The 14,383-nt window shown below is 63.3% G+C and carries 16 protein-coding genes; 10 read left to right on the top strand and 6 right to left on the bottom strand.

Translation table 11 applies throughout. The features are described from left to right. Positions 1-14: 14 nt before the first annotated feature. Positions 15-722 carry a TetR/AcrR family transcriptional regulator gene (locus A5775_RS18860; RefSeq protein WP_082953075.1) on the bottom strand — a complete coding sequence of 236 codons (708 nt, stop codon included), beginning with the start codon at positions 720-722 and terminating at the stop codon, positions 15-17. Here A5775_RS18860 and A5775_RS18855 point away from each other — a divergent pair. Continuing rightward, positions 715-1,584 (top strand): alpha/beta fold hydrolase, encoded by an 870-nt coding sequence (locus A5775_RS18855; protein ID WP_067255707.1) that lies wholly within the window; start codon positions 715-717, stop codon positions 1,582-1,584. The two genes, A5775_RS18860 and A5775_RS18855, sit on opposite strands and share 8 nt — an antisense overlap. Before the next feature lie 47 nt (positions 1,585-1,631). Here the strand turns inward: A5775_RS18855 and A5775_RS18850 are convergent, their stop codons facing one another. Beyond that, on the bottom strand, positions 1,632-2,114 hold the full coding sequence (locus A5775_RS18850) for an SRPBCC family protein (RefSeq protein ID WP_067255705.1): 483 nt from the start codon (positions 2,112-2,114) through the stop codon (positions 1,632-1,634). 351 nt (positions 2,115-2,465) lie between these two features. Between A5775_RS18850 and A5775_RS18845 the strand changes: the two genes are divergently transcribed. Both A5775_RS18845 and A5775_RS18840 read left to right on the top strand, forming a co-directional pair. Continuing rightward, a complete protein-coding gene (locus A5775_RS18845; protein ID WP_067255703.1) occupies positions 2,466-3,104 on the top strand; it encodes a maleylpyruvate isomerase family mycothiol-dependent enzyme in 639 nt (212 codons plus the stop codon). 674 nt (positions 3,105-3,778) lie between these two features. Continuing rightward, positions 3,779-4,387, top strand: coding sequence for an LGFP repeat-containing protein (locus tag A5775_RS18840; protein ID WP_067255701.1), 609 nt, complete (start codon positions 3,779-3,781; stop codon positions 4,385-4,387). A 252-nt stretch (positions 4,388-4,639) separates the two neighbouring features. Here A5775_RS18840 and A5775_RS18835 read toward each other — a convergent pair whose 3' ends face one another. After that, positions 4,640-5,122, bottom strand: coding sequence for a MarR family winged helix-turn-helix transcriptional regulator (locus tag A5775_RS18835; RefSeq protein ID WP_067255698.1), 483 nt, complete (start codon positions 5,120-5,122; stop codon positions 4,640-4,642). Between the two features lie 98 nt (positions 5,123-5,220). Here A5775_RS18835 and A5775_RS18830 point away from each other — a divergent pair, with 98 nt between their 5' ends. From A5775_RS18830 to A5775_RS18820, 3 genes are read left to right on the top strand one after another with little or no spacing between them, the layout of a single operon-like run. Then, positions 5,221-5,841, top strand: coding sequence for an NADPH-dependent F420 reductase (locus A5775_RS18830; RefSeq protein ID WP_067255696.1), 621 nt, complete (start codon positions 5,221-5,223; stop codon positions 5,839-5,841). Between the two features lie 29 nt (positions 5,842-5,870). Then, on the top strand, positions 5,871-6,815 hold the full coding sequence (locus A5775_RS18825; protein WP_067255694.1) for an SDR family oxidoreductase: 945 nt from the start codon (positions 5,871-5,873) through the stop codon (positions 6,813-6,815). Positions 6,816-6,868: 53 nt separating this feature from the next. Beyond that, positions 6,869-7,294: a nuclear transport factor 2 family protein gene (locus A5775_RS18820; protein ID WP_067255691.1), complete on the top strand. Its 426-nt coding sequence runs from the start codon at positions 6,869-6,871 to the stop codon at positions 7,292-7,294. A gap of 43 nt (positions 7,295-7,337) precedes the next feature. On the opposite strand, the gene A5775_RS18815 is transcribed toward A5775_RS18820, so the two are convergent. Next, a complete protein-coding gene (locus A5775_RS18815) occupies positions 7,338-7,958 on the bottom strand; it encodes a TetR/AcrR family transcriptional regulator (RefSeq protein WP_067255689.1) in 621 nt (206 codons plus the stop codon). A 117-nt stretch (positions 7,959-8,075) separates the two neighbouring features. Between A5775_RS18815 and A5775_RS18810 the strand changes: the two genes are divergently transcribed. Further along, complete coding sequence (locus A5775_RS18810; RefSeq protein WP_067255687.1) at positions 8,076-8,810, top strand: SDR family NAD(P)-dependent oxidoreductase; 735 nt, start codon at positions 8,076-8,078, stop codon at positions 8,808-8,810. Positions 8,811-8,832: 22 nt separating this feature from the next. Further along, positions 8,833-9,264, top strand: coding sequence for a nuclear transport factor 2 family protein (locus A5775_RS18805; protein ID WP_067255684.1), 432 nt, complete (start codon positions 8,833-8,835; stop codon positions 9,262-9,264). 262 nt (positions 9,265-9,526) lie between these two features. Here the strand turns inward: A5775_RS18805 and A5775_RS18800 are convergent, their stop codons facing one another. Continuing rightward, complete coding sequence (locus tag A5775_RS18800) at positions 9,527-11,002, bottom strand: long-chain fatty acid--CoA ligase (RefSeq protein WP_067255681.1); 1,476 nt, start codon at positions 11,000-11,002, stop codon at positions 9,527-9,529. Positions 11,003-11,899: 897 nt separating this feature from the next. On the opposite strand from A5775_RS18800, the gene A5775_RS18795 reads away from it, so the two are divergent. Continuing rightward, complete coding sequence (locus tag A5775_RS18795) at positions 11,900-12,400, top strand: helix-turn-helix domain-containing protein (protein WP_067255678.1); 501 nt, start codon at positions 11,900-11,902, stop codon at positions 12,398-12,400. Between the two features lie 374 nt (positions 12,401-12,774). Here the strand turns inward: A5775_RS18795 and A5775_RS18790 are convergent, their stop codons facing one another. Beyond that, complete coding sequence (locus A5775_RS18790) at positions 12,775-13,374, bottom strand: TetR/AcrR family transcriptional regulator (RefSeq protein ID WP_067255675.1); 600 nt, start codon at positions 13,372-13,374, stop codon at positions 12,775-12,777. A 106-nt stretch (positions 13,375-13,480) separates the two neighbouring features. On the opposite strand from A5775_RS18790, the gene A5775_RS18785 reads away from it, so the two are divergent. Beyond that, a complete protein-coding gene (locus tag A5775_RS18785) occupies positions 13,481-14,227 on the top strand; it encodes an SDR family NAD(P)-dependent oxidoreductase (protein ID WP_067255673.1) in 747 nt (248 codons plus the stop codon). The last annotated feature ends 156 nt before the right edge of the window (positions 14,228-14,383 follow it).

Genomic DNA, 14,383 nt, shown 5'->3' with positions numbered 1-14,383 from the left:
CCGCAGTCGTCGAGTTAGTTGTCGCTTCTGAGACCTTGAAGGACCCGGTGTATGGCCAGCTGGAGATCGCGCCGGATCCGTTTGCGACGGCGCGAGGGGGCTTCGGCGAGTGCGATTCCGGCGTGAGTGACCATGCCCGCCAAAATGTCGGTCATCGCGGCGGTGGGGGCGTCGGCGGCAAAAATGCCGGCTTGGATCCCTTGTAACAACAGGTGGCGCACGTTTTGGTGAGTGTATTGCCGTTCGGATTCTCGCCAGCGTTTCCAGCCCAGGCCGGTTGGCCCTTCCAGGTAGATCAGCCGGCCTGCGATGGGGTCGGCGCACACGTCCAGTGCTGCCTCCAGAGCCGCGGTCGCGGCACCCCAGACATCATCGACGTGACCCGCGATCGCTTGGTAGACCTTCTGTTGTGCGACCTCGTTGTAGTGGTTGATCACCGCTTCGAAAAGGCTCTGCTTGTCGGAAAAGTGGTGATAGACAGCCCCTTTGGTGACGCGCGCCACCTCGGCGATTCGCGTGATCGACGTCGCGGTGTACCCCTGCTCGGCGAACGCGGCAGCCGCGGCAGCGAGTATCGCCGCCCGCGTCTGCTCGGCGTACTCGGCACGGCGGCTCTTGACACCTTCCACACCCAAGAGAATAGTCGCACTTACCGGACTGACATACCCGAAGTATGTGACATGGTGGCAGTATCCGAAATTAAAGGCACCGGGCATGAACATTTGCACGCTAGAAGACCACCGCCGTTACGCCAGCACCCCTTCCGGTCCCATCAGCTACCTCGACGTCGGCTCCGGTCGTCCCGCGGTCTTCATTCATGGCATCCTCGCCAACAGCTTGCTGTGGCGGAACGTCATTGCCGCAGTGGCTGGTGACCGGCGGCGCTGCATCGCGGTGGACCTTCCCGGTCATGGGCACACGCCACCAGCGCCGGCCAACGCCGACGTGACCTTGACGGGGCTGGCGCGGCGCGTCATCGAGCTTTGCGAGCACTTGGGCTTGGATCGGTTTGACTTGGTGGGCAACGATACTGGCGGTGCAGTGGCACAAATCGTCGCCGCCCACCTGGGCCGGCGATTATGGACATTCACGCTGACCAATTGCGACACCGAGGGGAACACCCCGCCGAGGTTGTTCAAACCCGTTGCCCTCGCTGCCCGCCTGGGGCTGCTTGCCCGGATCGGACCCCGTGTTGCCGCAAGTCGCCGGCTCAAGCTGAGCGGGCTGACCGCAGGCTGTCCGCACCCGGGCCGGCTCCCCGCGGAAGTCGTCGATGCCTACTACGAGCCCGTCTTCGGGACACCAGAATCCTCGCGCGCTTTCGCACGTCTGGTCGCGGGCATATCCTCGACCGATCTGGCCGCGGTACGGTCCGACCTCGCTGCGCTGATGGTGCCAACCCTGATCGTGTGGGGGACCGGTGACGTGTTCTTTCCGCTGAAATGGGCTCGACGCCTTGCCGATTTAATCCCCGGCGCCGTTGGAATCACCAGCGTCTACCGCGCGCGGATGCATTTCCCGGACTATCGCGCCGATGAATTCATCCCAGTACTGCAACAACATTGGGCGCAGCACAGCTCTTGACCCGAAGGGTTACAGGCGTACACGCAGCGAGGAAGCAAGAAGTGCTGCTACAGTTCTACCGCGTCTTTGATCGCGCGCAGCGTCCGCTTCATGTCCTCCTCCAACCGTGGGCGACGCCACCAGCCGAGCGCCCGCCAGCAGAGCCGCATCGCCGGGATGTTTCTCAACTCAAACGACTCGGTTACCGAGGTGCCTCCGTCGCTGGTCGGGCTCAGACTAAAGCGCCACGTGACCTGTACCGTGTTGCTCGGCGCGATGGGAAGCCCCAACGGTCGTGACCGCACGGCGAACGCGAATACCTGTCCCGGATCACACTCAGTCACGGTGCAGGCAGTCCAGTAGATCGGGCCCTTCTCGTTGCGCTTCACGTGCCCGCGGAATTTCGCACCCACTGCTGGACCGACAGCGCCGTCAAGCCACTGGGCCTCGAACGTCTCTGGACTAAACCGCCCAATCTGTGTCACGTCACTGATCAACGACCACACGGCCTGCGGTGAAGCGTTCATATCAATCGTCGCAAAGCCGTGCATGGCTAGACAATACCGCAGCTCTCTATACCACGACATATGCTGGGCGCGTTGATATTACAGGCCAGGCCGGACATCAGTGATACCCAGTTTTGTCATATTCCCGAGCAAGGCCGATCGAGCCGCCCCGCGGCGGGCGCTCGATCACCGTTTGGCCCAGTCGAAGCCGCTTCGTGGCACGCTTCGCTACCCGAGTCCGACTGCAACGGTGCAGAGGAAGCCCGCGACCGAGTCTCCTGTTACTCGATGCGGCGACCGCTGCTTTGTTATGCACAGCACACTCGCGCATGACATGCCCCTTGGCCGCGACGACCAAAGCGCGTACATCTCAGCGATAGAGTCTTTCTCATGCGAGTGGACCACGAGCGTGTCTTCGGCGCTATCGCGAACGAACGGCGCCACATCGCAACGCTAATCGAAAGCCTGGACGAAACTCAGATGGCAACACAAAGCCTGTGTTCCGGCTGGGATATCAAGACCGTGGCTGCACATCTCGCCTGCTCTGTCACCGATGGTTTCTCGGTGGCCATTAGGTTTGCGTTGCGCCGCGGCAGCCTGGCTCGCGGGATCGACGAACTCGCTCGCCGTCGTGCGCTGCTGCCGACCGCCGACATCGCGACCGCCCTGCGTCAGTGCGCCGACTACCGCTTTAGCCCGCCAGTGTTCGGACCGGTCGCGCCCTTGACCGATATCTTGATCCATGGCGGCGACATCAGGATTCCCCTGAACCTTTCGTTTGACCCCGATCCCGAACAGGTGGGACTTGCGCTGGACTTCCTAACCGGACCATGGCCGATTGGCTTCGTGCCCTTCGGCCGGCTGCGAGGCATTTCATTGCGAGGCACAGACGTTGGTCGATCTTGGGGCAAGGGAGCTGAAATTCGCGGGCGCGTGTCAGCCTTGATGATGGCAGTCGGTGGCCGTGCCGCACTGCTGGACAACCTCGACGGACCCGGACTGCCTCTGCTCCGCCAACGGTTGCTATCCGCCTGAACACCACGGCGCCACCAGCGGAACCGAATTGTGAAGATGCGATACCCAGCGGGGAAGTAATGTCACTGCGCTTGGTACTTGCAATCCTGAGCCTAGCCAAACTGCGTGTTCATCCAACCGACAGATGCCTGATCCGTTCATCGTCGATCCTAATCCGGTTGCACGCTTGAACAATACCTAGTGGCGATCAATGCCAGTATTGATTAACGAAATACCGTGCCGCGCAACATAATCCCGATATCGTCCACCCTACCTATAACCTACCGTACGTGATTCGCCCACCTGGGCGCCACTATCCGGTGGATGCCTCCTGGCGCGATCGGCGACGGACGTACTGCTCAGGCGTGATCCGGTTTCGCTAATCGCGACGTGCGATAGCAGAGTCCTTTCGGATTACTCGTAACTCTGCAGATTCAACTCGTGCATAGTGCGCCGTGCCGCACATCGATGGCATGTCATGAAACTCGCCCGCTGAGTCCATGGTGGATTCATCGAGCACCGGTGCCCCTTACTCAGGTGCCCTGGCGCGCCGTCTATGACCACGGCGTAAGTTCGTTCGGAGCTACGAAGTCGGCGATCGCCTACGCCACTCGAGTGGTTGGGTTACGGTCCCGGCCCGGCGAAGGGTCAGCCGCATCTTGACCCACACCACAGGACGACGGGAGAGGAAGCCCATGAGAACGATCGCATACCGCCATACGGCAATCGTCGGCCTCGCCGCAGTTGCGCTGATCACTGCGGGCTGCAGCAATGGCAACAGCGTCGACGCGTCGGCACCGCCTCACGTCAGCGTGGAGGCCACCTCCACACCTAACATCCCCGCGCAGCCCACCGAGGTGAAGCTCAGAGGGGAGCGCGACGTCGAGGTGACCCTGACCGGCCCGATCGCTGCCAAGTACTCGTCAGCAACCCAGAGTCAGAGGGACGCTCTCGGCAAGCCACTGACGGGTGACCGCAACGCGGGAAAACGGGAGAGCGGCCTGGTATTCCAGCAGTTTCAGGGCGGCGTGATTACCGCCAAGAACGACGCGGCGGGCACGCCCGCATATATCACCCTGGGCAAGATCCGGGATGCCTGGAATATCCCACGCGACCCGGACGGCACGCCTGCGATCACCGGCAATAACGGTTCGGCAGGTCCGCTGGGCTTTCCCACTAGCGACGTGAACGCCGTCGGCGATCTGCAGGTGTCGACCTTCGAGCACGGCAAGATCGAGTACAACCCGAGGACCGGCCAGGTCGAGGTGACGGTGAACGGCAAGGCCGTACCGTCCGGGCTGTAGCCGCCGGTGACGATCTACTGGTCACAAGTAGTTCATCGCTTGTGTGCTGACCGGTTTCTGGAAGGGGAATGACGGACCGATGTGGTTCGGCACCGGGCCGATTTCCGTCAACAACCATGAGGTCGGATTGCGTTGTGCTGCAATAAGGTACGACGACTTCGATCTCTGTCATTGAGCTTTACCGGCTGTGTGCCGGCGAATTCGAGTGGTGTCACAGTCTGGATCGGGTGAAATCCTCACGGCTAATGAACGTTACGAAGGCTCGTCTTCGGCGGGGGAGTCGTGGTTTGTGGCCAGGTGCTGCAGGACTCGTTCGTTGAGGGTGGCGAGCATGTCGAGCTCAGCCGGCGTGAACAGGTCGACGAAGTTCCGGCGGACATCCTCCACGTGTCCGGGTGCGGCCTTCTCGATGGCGGCGCGGCCGGCCGGCAGCAGGCAGACCATGGTGCTGCGGGCGTCGTCGGGGTTGGGCTCGCGGCTGATCAGCCCGTCCTTCTGCATGCGCCGCACCTGATGGGAGAGACGACTCTTCTCCCAGCCCAGTGCTTGGCTCAGGTGGCGGGCGGACATGCGGTCTCCGTCGAGAGCCGAGAGCGCCGCCAGGACCGAGTAGTCGGCCCCGGACAGGCCCGATTCCTGAAGCCGTCGGCTCAGGTGGACTTCGATCTGTTGATGCGCGTCTATGAAGGCTCGCCAGGCGCGGGCTTCACGGGGGTCGAGCCAGTTCGATTCCATTGACCGCCATGCTACCCCAATTGGTTGACTCATCACCCAAACCGACCTAAGGTTGAGATGTCAACCTTTTTGATTCGTCAACCAAGACGGGATATGCAATGAGCAACATCAGCATCATCGGCACCGGAAACATGGCCAGCGCGATGGCCGAGCGGGCACTCGCAGGCGGTAACGCAGTCGAGATCATCGGCCGAGACCCGGTCAAAGCCAAGGAATTGGCCGCCGAAATCGTCGGCGCCACAGTCGGGACGGCCGACACCGCCCCGGCGGGGGACATCGTCATCCTCGCTGTGCCGTACGCCGGCGCGGTGGCGGTGGTCAGCGAGTACGGGGATGCTTTGCGCGACAAGGTCGTCATCGATATCACCAACCCGGTCAGCCCCGATTTGACGGGTTTTGTCACCCCCGAGGGCAGTTCCGGCGCGCAGGAGATTGCCAAGGCTGCCCCCGCCGGCGCGCATGTCGTCAAGGCATTCAACACCTTGTTCGCCAATGTTCTGGCCGACGGCCGCCCGGTCGATGTGTTCATCGCCGGCGACGACGCGCCGGCCAAGGCACGCGTGTCGGTGTTCATCGAGAGCCTGGGACTGCGTCCGCTGGACGCCGGGCCGCTGCTGTTGGCGCGGGCATTGGAGAACGTCGGCCTGCTGGAGATAAGCCTTCTCAACCACTCCATCAAGCACACCGACTTCTGCCTCGGCGTCAACGTTCTCAGCTGAGCTCGCCCTACCCTGAAAAGGACAGTCACATGCGCGTTTTCGTCACTGGCGGGACCGGCCATTCCGGTTCGTACATCATCCCTGAGCTCATCGCCGCCGGGCACGAAGTCACCGGGCTGGCCCGGTCGGACACGGCCGCGGCGGCCGTCTCCGCGCTCGGCGCGAAGGTGCGTCGCGGCAGTCTCGAGGATCTCGACGGGCTCAAGGAGGCGGCCGCGGACTCCGACGGCGTCATCCACGTCGCGCACCGGCAAGACCTGCTTCCCTCCGGCGGGATCGACGCCGTGACCGCCGCGGAGGTCCCGGTCATACACGCCTACGGTGAGGCACTCGCGGGAACCGGAAAGCCGCTGGTCGCGGCGGGCAGTATGGCCTCGCCCGGGAATCTGGGCCGACCGGCCGCCGAGGAGGACGCGGCCCTTCCCAGCGGCGATGAGTACAAGGGCACCCTGCGGTTCCGTAACGCCGTGGAACGCGCCGTAATCGGCCTCGCCGAGCGGGGAGTGCGGTCTTCGATCGTGCGGTTGCCCACCATCGCGCACAGCACCATCGATCGTGCCGGCTTCCTCCCGGGGCTGATCGCGCTCGCGAAGGAGAAGGGCTTCGCCGGCTACCCCGGAGACGGCGCGAACCTGTGGGGCGCCGTGCACATCCGCGATGTCGCCACCTTGTTCCGGTTGGCGCTGGAGAAGGGTCCGGCAGGCCGATATTGGCACGCAATCGAGGACGGGGGCATCCCGTTCCGCGATATCGCCGAAGCCATTGGCAGCCGTCTGGGCCTGCCCGTCGTGAGCATTCCCGCGGACGTACTGATGCTGCCGGGATACTTCGGCCTTTACGCGAACCTGGTCGGGATGTCGCTGCCGGCCTCGAACCTCATCACGCGCCAGACGCTCGGTTGGGAACCCACTCAACCCAGCCTGCTCGCGGATTTGGACAACGGCCATTACTTCTCCGACCGGCTGACGGCCTAGGCACACCAACAGAATTCACACGCGCGAAGTCTGACGAGCCACGAGGAGTGACCATGACCACGTTCGCCCCGCACCGTGACACCGTGGAGTCCTTCGTCGACTGCATCAACGGCGGCGCAGACACAGACACCCTCGCCCGTCTGCTCGCCGAGGACGTGGTGCTGTACGGCCCGTTCGGCGATGAGCCGATCACCGGCCGCGAGGTCGCCGTGGAAACCATAAAAACCGTCAACGGACTCTCGTCCGACGACACCTATATGGAGGTCCTCAGCGGCGAGACCCACCACGCCGCGCACTTCCGGCTGCAGGTCGGGGATGCCGCGGTCAACGGCATCTTCTTCGTCCTGCTCGACGCGGACGGCAAGATCGCCGAGGTGAGCATCTTTTACCGCACGCTGCCGGCCGGCGTTGCGCTGCAACGAAACCTTGCCGATGCAATCGGCATGCAGCCCTGGGAGTTACGCACGAGTGGAAAGTGACTGGCATCGAGGCCATTTCACCGACCTGCGAGTGGTTTTACTGCTAATCCTCGGTATTCGATCCAGTCCGGGCGCCGCTTGTGTCAGGCGGTTCCGCTGCTGCGGGGATGGCGTTGTCGATCAGGACGGCGGCGATGGCGGCTGCGGTCGCGAAGCCCTCGGAGTTGAGGACTCGGTTGCGCGCCGAGGCACCGTCGAGCAGCAGTGCCAGTTGTTCGCCGAGCTGTTCGGGGTCGGTGGCGCCGGCCTCGCGGGCGGTCGCGCTGAGCCGCGCGGCAAAGGCTTTCTTGTAGTCGCGGGCGCGTAGGCGGGCCGGGTGGTCCGGGTCGTTGATCTCGACGGCCGCGGCGATGAACGGGCACAGCGGCCCGTGTATATCGAAGGCGGCAAGGAGCCGTTCGCGGGGCGTGAGGTCGGTGCGGTCGAACACCTCGGGCAGCACGTCGGGATCGAATCGGCGTAGGTGCTCGGCGATCAGATCGTCCTTGCCGGTGAAGTGTTGGTAAAACGTGCGCTTGGATACCTGGGCCACCGCGCAGAGCTGGTCCATGCCGGTGCTGTTGATGCCTTGATCGCGGAACAGCTGTCGTGAAGCGCTGAGGATGCGTTCTTGCGCACCCCTGCCGCGCCGCAGGCCTCGCGGCCCCTTCTCCAACTCCGTCATACGCCCAGCTTAGCCCAATTGGGTACCGATCGGTGTGCATAGCTTGTCATCGACACCCTCTTCCGATACGGTAAGTACACAGAACGGTATACATAATCTGGAATGAATGGAGTCATCATGGGAAAGCTCGATGGCAAGGTCGCGGTGATCACCGGTGCGACAAGTGGGATGGCGCTGGCCGGCGCCAAGTTGTTCGTTGACGAGGGAGCTCACGTCTTCATCACGGGCCGACGAAAGGACGCACTGGACGAGGCGGTCGAACTGATCGGCCGGAATGTGACCGGCGTGCAGGGAGATTCGGCCGACCTCGACGATCTGGACCGTTTGTTCGACACGGTCAAGCAAGAAAAGGGCGCGATCGACGTGTTGTGGGCAAGTGCCGGGACAGGGGAGCAGGCCAGGCTCGGCGAGATCACCGAGGAGCACTTCCATGCCGCCTTCTGGCTGAACGCGCGCGGCACGCTGTTCACGGTCCAGAAAGCGCTGCCGCTGTTCAACGATGGCGGCTCGATCTTCATGACCGGGTCGAACGCCTCGCTCAAGGGCTACCCGGAGTGGAGTGTGTACGCAGCGAGCAAGGCCGTGCTGCCCGCCTACGCACGGGTGTGGCTGTCCGAGTTGAAGGACAGGAAGATCAGGGTGAACGTGCTGACCCCCGGCCAGGTCGCCACTCCGAAGCAGGAGGAGTTGTTCGACGAGGAGATGAAGGCGCAGTTCGAATCCTTGATCCCGCGCGGAAAGATGGGCCGCCCTGAGGAACTCGCGTCGGCCGCGTTGTTCCTCGCCTCGGACGACTCGAGCTATGTCAATGGCATGGAGCTGGTCGTCGACGGCGGCACCTCAGCGATCTGACCCAGAGGCACAAGGAGTAGCCATGACCACATTCGCCCCGCACCGCGACACCGTCGACCAATTCGTCAACTGCATGCACGGCGGCGCAGACAAAGACGCCCTTTCGGGGATCCTCGCCGAGGACGTGGTGCTGTACGGCCCGCTCGGCGATGAGCCACTCACCGGCCGCGAGGCAGTTCTGGAAGCCATTCGGACCGTCAGCGAAGTGGCAACCGACCTCACCTATAAGGAGGTCCTCAGCGGGGAGACGCACCACGCCGCGTACTTCCGGCTGCAGTTCGAAGACACCGTGGTCGACGGAATGGACTACATCCTGCTCGACGCGGACGGCAAGATCGCCGAGGTGACCATATGGTGGCGCCCGCTGCCGTCCGGCGTCGAGATGCAGGGGCACTTTGCGGGTCTCCTCGGCATGCAGCCCTGGAAACTTCTCACCGATGTCGAGCAACGCTGAAGCCCGATCCCGAGGTGGATGAGGCGGATGCGGCGGTGCCTAATCCCATCCGGCCATTCCTCCCTTGCGATGGTGCGATCAGGCGAGTGAGAGCAGGGGAGCGGTGCGACACGCTTTCGCGGTCAGCTGTTCGGTGTGCGCCGCAGATGCCCTGACGGTAAATGGCTCGCTCACATGGATTGCCGCGAACTGGCGGTCGTGTGGTGTCACGTGGATGCGCACGTGGTCGTAGCCCAAAACTTCTGTGATACAAAAGATTCCATCATTCCTCCGCCGGGATCGCGATATCGCGCTTGAGGATTTTGCCTGTCGGCCCCTTGGGCAGTTCGTCGACGAACCAGACCCGCCGCGGGTACTTGTAGCCGGCCACGCGGTCCTTGACGAAGTCCCGGATTGCGGCGGCGTCCGCCTCGGCTCCGGACATCAGCGCGACCGCGGCGCCCACCTCCTCGCCGAGCATGTCGTCGGGGATGCCGACAACGGCCGCCTCCCGGACTGCCGGATGCTCGTAGAGAACCTCCTCGACTTCGCGCGGATAGACGTTGTAGCCGCCACGGATAATCATGTCCTTGGAACGGTCGACGATGAAGTAGTAGCCGTCGTCATCGACGCGCGCCAGGTCGCCGGTGTGGAACCAGCCGTCGCCGTCGATCGCCGCGGCAGTCGCGTCTGGCCGGTTCCAGTAGCCCTTCATGACGTTGTGGCCACGGATGGCGATCTCGCCGACACCGTCCTCGCTTACATTGACCAATTTCATTTCGACCCCGGTGACCGGCGTGCCGATCGATCCCGGCTTGCGCTCCCCGTCGGGATGGTTGAACGACGCGAGCGGCGAGGTTTCGCTGAGGCCGTAGGCCTCGAGCACCATGCAGCCGAAGGCCTCCTCGAAGCCACGCATCAGCTCGACCGACATCGCGGCCCCACCCGATATGCACAACCGCAGCGACGCCGTGTCCGACCGCTTGTCGCTGTGCAGCATCGCGGCGAACATCGTCGGGACGCCTTCGAACACGGTGACGTGGTCGCGCTCGATTATCTCAAGTGCCTTGGCCGGATCGAAACGAGGGATCAGTGTCAGGCAGCTGCCAGCCGCAACCGCGGCGTTCAGCGCCCCAGTCTGCCCGAATACGTGGAACAACGGCAGGGCACCCAGGATCACGTCGTCGGCCGCGAGGTCCACCGTCTCGACCGCCATCGCAGCGTTGCGACGCAGGTTGGCGTGGGTGAGCTCGGCGCCCTTCGGCGTGCCCGTCGTACCCGATGTGTAGAGGATCACCGCGGTGTCGTCATCCTCGCGCGGGAAAGGTTCGGCGACCGGTTCGGCCGCGCCGATCAGCTCCTCGAATTGTCCCGGGGTCACCACGATGCACTCAGCGCCAGTAGCTGTGGCCGCGGCCCTCGCAGCCGGTGCGAACTCATGCCAGGCGATAATCGACTTCGCCTGCGAGTCCGACAGGTAGAAGCTGGTCTCGCGAGCCTTCAGCAGAACATTAATGGGCACGACAACACCGCCCGCCCGCAGCACGCCGTAGTAGGCGACGGCGAAGTAGGGAACGTTCGGCAGCATGACGCCGACCCGATCACCGGGAAGCAATCCATGCGTTGCCAGCAGACCGGCCAAGCAGGCGCTGGCCGAATCGAGCCCGCTGTAGGGAATTTCGACTTCGTCGAGGCGCATGGCAATGCCCTCCGCGTGGCGTCGGGTGGCCTCGATTAGGTTGAGTGCCAAACTGCTCATAGTGGTGCCTCCTTGCGGATCGGGTTGAGGAATTCGGTACGGATCTTCGCCGGCAACGGCAGTGGATGAGCCTCGGCGAGGCGGCGTTGGTGAGACGCATTTCGCGGGGATGAAATGAAAGTTCACGCAGCCGCAGATCGCGAGAAATGTCCGACAAGAGTTGTGGATAGAAGCGTTTCGAGCCGAAGTGGGCGGCGGTCGAGAACGGACATGCCGGGCTAGGGGCGACGCGGGATGGTCGGTCTCGCGTGACATGTCGCGCTTGCGATGTCGTGAGAGCACCGAATCGAGTTTGTGTCCCGCGACGGTTCCGGATGCCGTGACGACGGGATAAAAAGAAGCCAGCCGACGATGAGCCAGGTCACTGCGAGCAAAAGCGTCATCGCGAGTTGACCAAGCAAATACGGTATGCCATGGGGCTTCGGCGCCTGGCTCGCGTAAGAATTAGCCAAATATTTGCCGGTGAGCGATCCAATCACGTTACTCAGACCTTCCTTTCTCCGTTGCTCGATAGGGTCTCGGGCGCTCCGAGGATGTATCCCACCCGGCCAGGTCAACGGCCGCAATCGAGAATCGCCCAGAACCGCCCCAATGAGGCCGCCTTGAGTCAGGGTTTGAGGCGAAGAATGTATGGAATGCACTGTAACAGTTGTAAGTTCAAATACACAACTGATGACTCGGCCTGTGGCTGTCACTGGTGGAGTCACTCGTGGATTTCCGGAGCCAAGCCAGCGATGTAGACACCAAGATATAGCCTGTGTAGAGCCATGTTTCGGCGCACAGGAGATTAGGGCGTGTGCCACAACGTGATATTGCCGACCCCGCTTCTGTCAGGACCACATCCAGGAATTGCCATTCAACTGGTAGGTTTCATCATCAGACGGTATACTGCGTGCTGTGAAACAGACATCGTTTGCGAACTGGCCGTGTTCGATCGCCCGCACGGTCGACCTGGTGCGGGACGGATGGGCGATGCTGGTGTTGCGTGACGCGATCTACGGGATCACGAAGTTCGACGAGTTCCAGCGCGAACTGGGGATCCCGCGCAATACCTTGACCGAGCGGCTGAATCGGCTTGTGGACCAAGGACTGTTGCACAAACGGCCCTACCAACACGAGCCCGTCCGCTACGACTACGTGCTCACCGAGAAGGGGCGAGACTTCTTCGGCGTTCTCGCCGCCATGTCACGGTGGGGAGACCAATGGCTGGCGGGGACTGACGGCGCGCCCGTGGTGTTTCACCACGAAAGCTGCGGACACGACAGTCACGCCGAAGTTGTATGCGCCACCTGTCGAGCGCCGCTGCGAACAGAAGATACGACGATGAAGATGGGTCCCGGATACCCCAAGAAACTGCGAAGCCGGCCCGACGTGCAACGACGGTTCGCGCGCAACTGACCCGCAACTCACTCTTAACCGAGGGGCGGCATGGACGCGGTGCAAGTACGAGCAGAAACCAAAGCAAGAGCTAGGCGAGAATGATTCATCGGATGAACATGCCTAGTTTACTGGTAACCCGCCATATTCGATTCCGCCGTATTGCGGCGGTAGTTGGCATCGAAACGGTCCGCGCTGTCAGGGGAGGGGACCTAGCGGCGGAGCCAGATGGGCCCTGGTAGTACCGCTTCGAGAGCGTTCAGCCGGAGGCGATCTTCACGGCGCGCGGCGGGGAGGGTTCTCAAAGGAGCGCTGCGAGCGCCACGAACTCCACGGCCGGAGAGGACAAAGACGGCTGACAGGCTGGGCGAACGGTTGGATTCGCGCCGGTCGGTTCAGTCGCCGGAGTGGTCCGGCAGGAGTTGGGCCGCGAGCGATCGTGCCGTGGCGGAGAGTGTGGCCGTGTCCAACCCGGTCCGGCTCATGAACACGATCCCTTGTTGCGCAGCCAGGAGGGCCCGCGCCAGTGCGATCGGATCCGCTCCGGCCGGCAGGTCGCCCTCGCGTTGCGCGCGGGCGACGCAGTCGCCGATCAGCGCGGTGGACGTCTCGTAGGCGCGGTGGGCGTGGGCGAGAACTTCTGGATCGGCGTTGCCGAGTTCGCAGGTGCTGTTGGCCATCAGGCAGCCGCGCCGCGTGCCGGCGTCGTCCGGGTCGTCGATCGGTGCTTCGAGGAGCATGCGTAGTGCGTCCACAGCCCGTGGGGCCTCGGCCAGGGCTTGCCGAAGATGGCCGTGGTTGTCGTCGGTGTAGCTGTGCAGTGCCTGGAGGAACAGCTGACGCTTGTCGCCGAACGCTGCATAGAGGCTGCCTTTGCCCAGCCCGGTGACCCGCATCAGGTCTTCCAGCGAGGTCGCGGCGTAACCGGCGTCCCAGAATTGCTCCCGGACGGCGTTCAGCACCTGCTTCTCGTCGAACGCTCGCGGACGTGCCATGCGAACCAGGATACGGATTGTTGACCGTGCGGTCCACTATGGTTATGGTGGACCGCGCGGTCAAGAACTCCGCGAAAAGTCAGACCTACCAGGAAGCAGGAAGCACATGGGAAAGCTGGACAACAAGGTCGCGATCGTGACCGGCGGATCGCGGGGGATAGGGGCGGCGTCGGCGCTGGCGCTGGCTGACGAAGGAGCCGACGTCGCGATCAGCTACTCGTCTTCGGCGGATCAGGCCAAGGCTGTGGTCGCCGACGTGGAGGCAAAGGGAGTACGCGCGGCGGCCTTTCGGGCCGACCAGGCAGATGCGAAGCAGGCGACGGGCCTGATCCACACCGTGGTCCAGCAGTTCGGAAAGCTGGACATTCTGGTCAACAACGCGGCCGTGGGTGGCGGCGGCACCGTGGACAGCGAGTCCGTCGACGAGACTGCCCTCGATCGGCTGCTCGCCACCAACTACACCAGCGTGGTGGCCGCGGTCCGGGCAGCGATCCCGCTGCTGCCTGATAGCGGGCGGATAGTCAGCATCAGCTCGGGTGTGGCTACGCGGGCGGGTTTCGCTGGGATGGCGTATTACACGGGAACGAAGTCGGCCCTCGAGGGCTTCAGTCGGGGTGCAGCCCGCGATCTGGCGCACCGGGGCATCACGGTCAACGTCATCCAGCCAGGGTTCGTCGACACCGAAGGAAACCCCGCCGACGGCCCGGCCGCATCCATGTTCCTGCCGACAGCGGCGATGGGACGGTACGGCAGACCGGAGGAGATCGCCGCAGGCGTCGTCTTCCTCGCCAGCCCGCAGGCCTCTTACGTCACCGGCGCAGTACTGAGGATCGACGGCGGATACGCCGCATAGCCCGACCGGAGGCGGGCAACTCGTGCTTTAGATCGAGCCAATCATCTGATGAAGCCGGCGTACCCTACTGGTAGCTCGCCGTCTTCAGTTCGGTCGTATTCCTTCGCTCCAGGATGCAGACGCGTGATCGCAAGCCACCGATTGATCAGAATCGAT

It is taken from the genome of Mycobacterium sp. 852002-10029_SCH5224772, from assembly GCF_001667315.1.
Classification (GTDB): Bacteria; Actinomycetota; Actinomycetes; order Mycobacteriales; family Mycobacteriaceae; genus Mycobacterium.
This window is presented reverse-complemented; position numbering and strand designations above follow the sequence as displayed.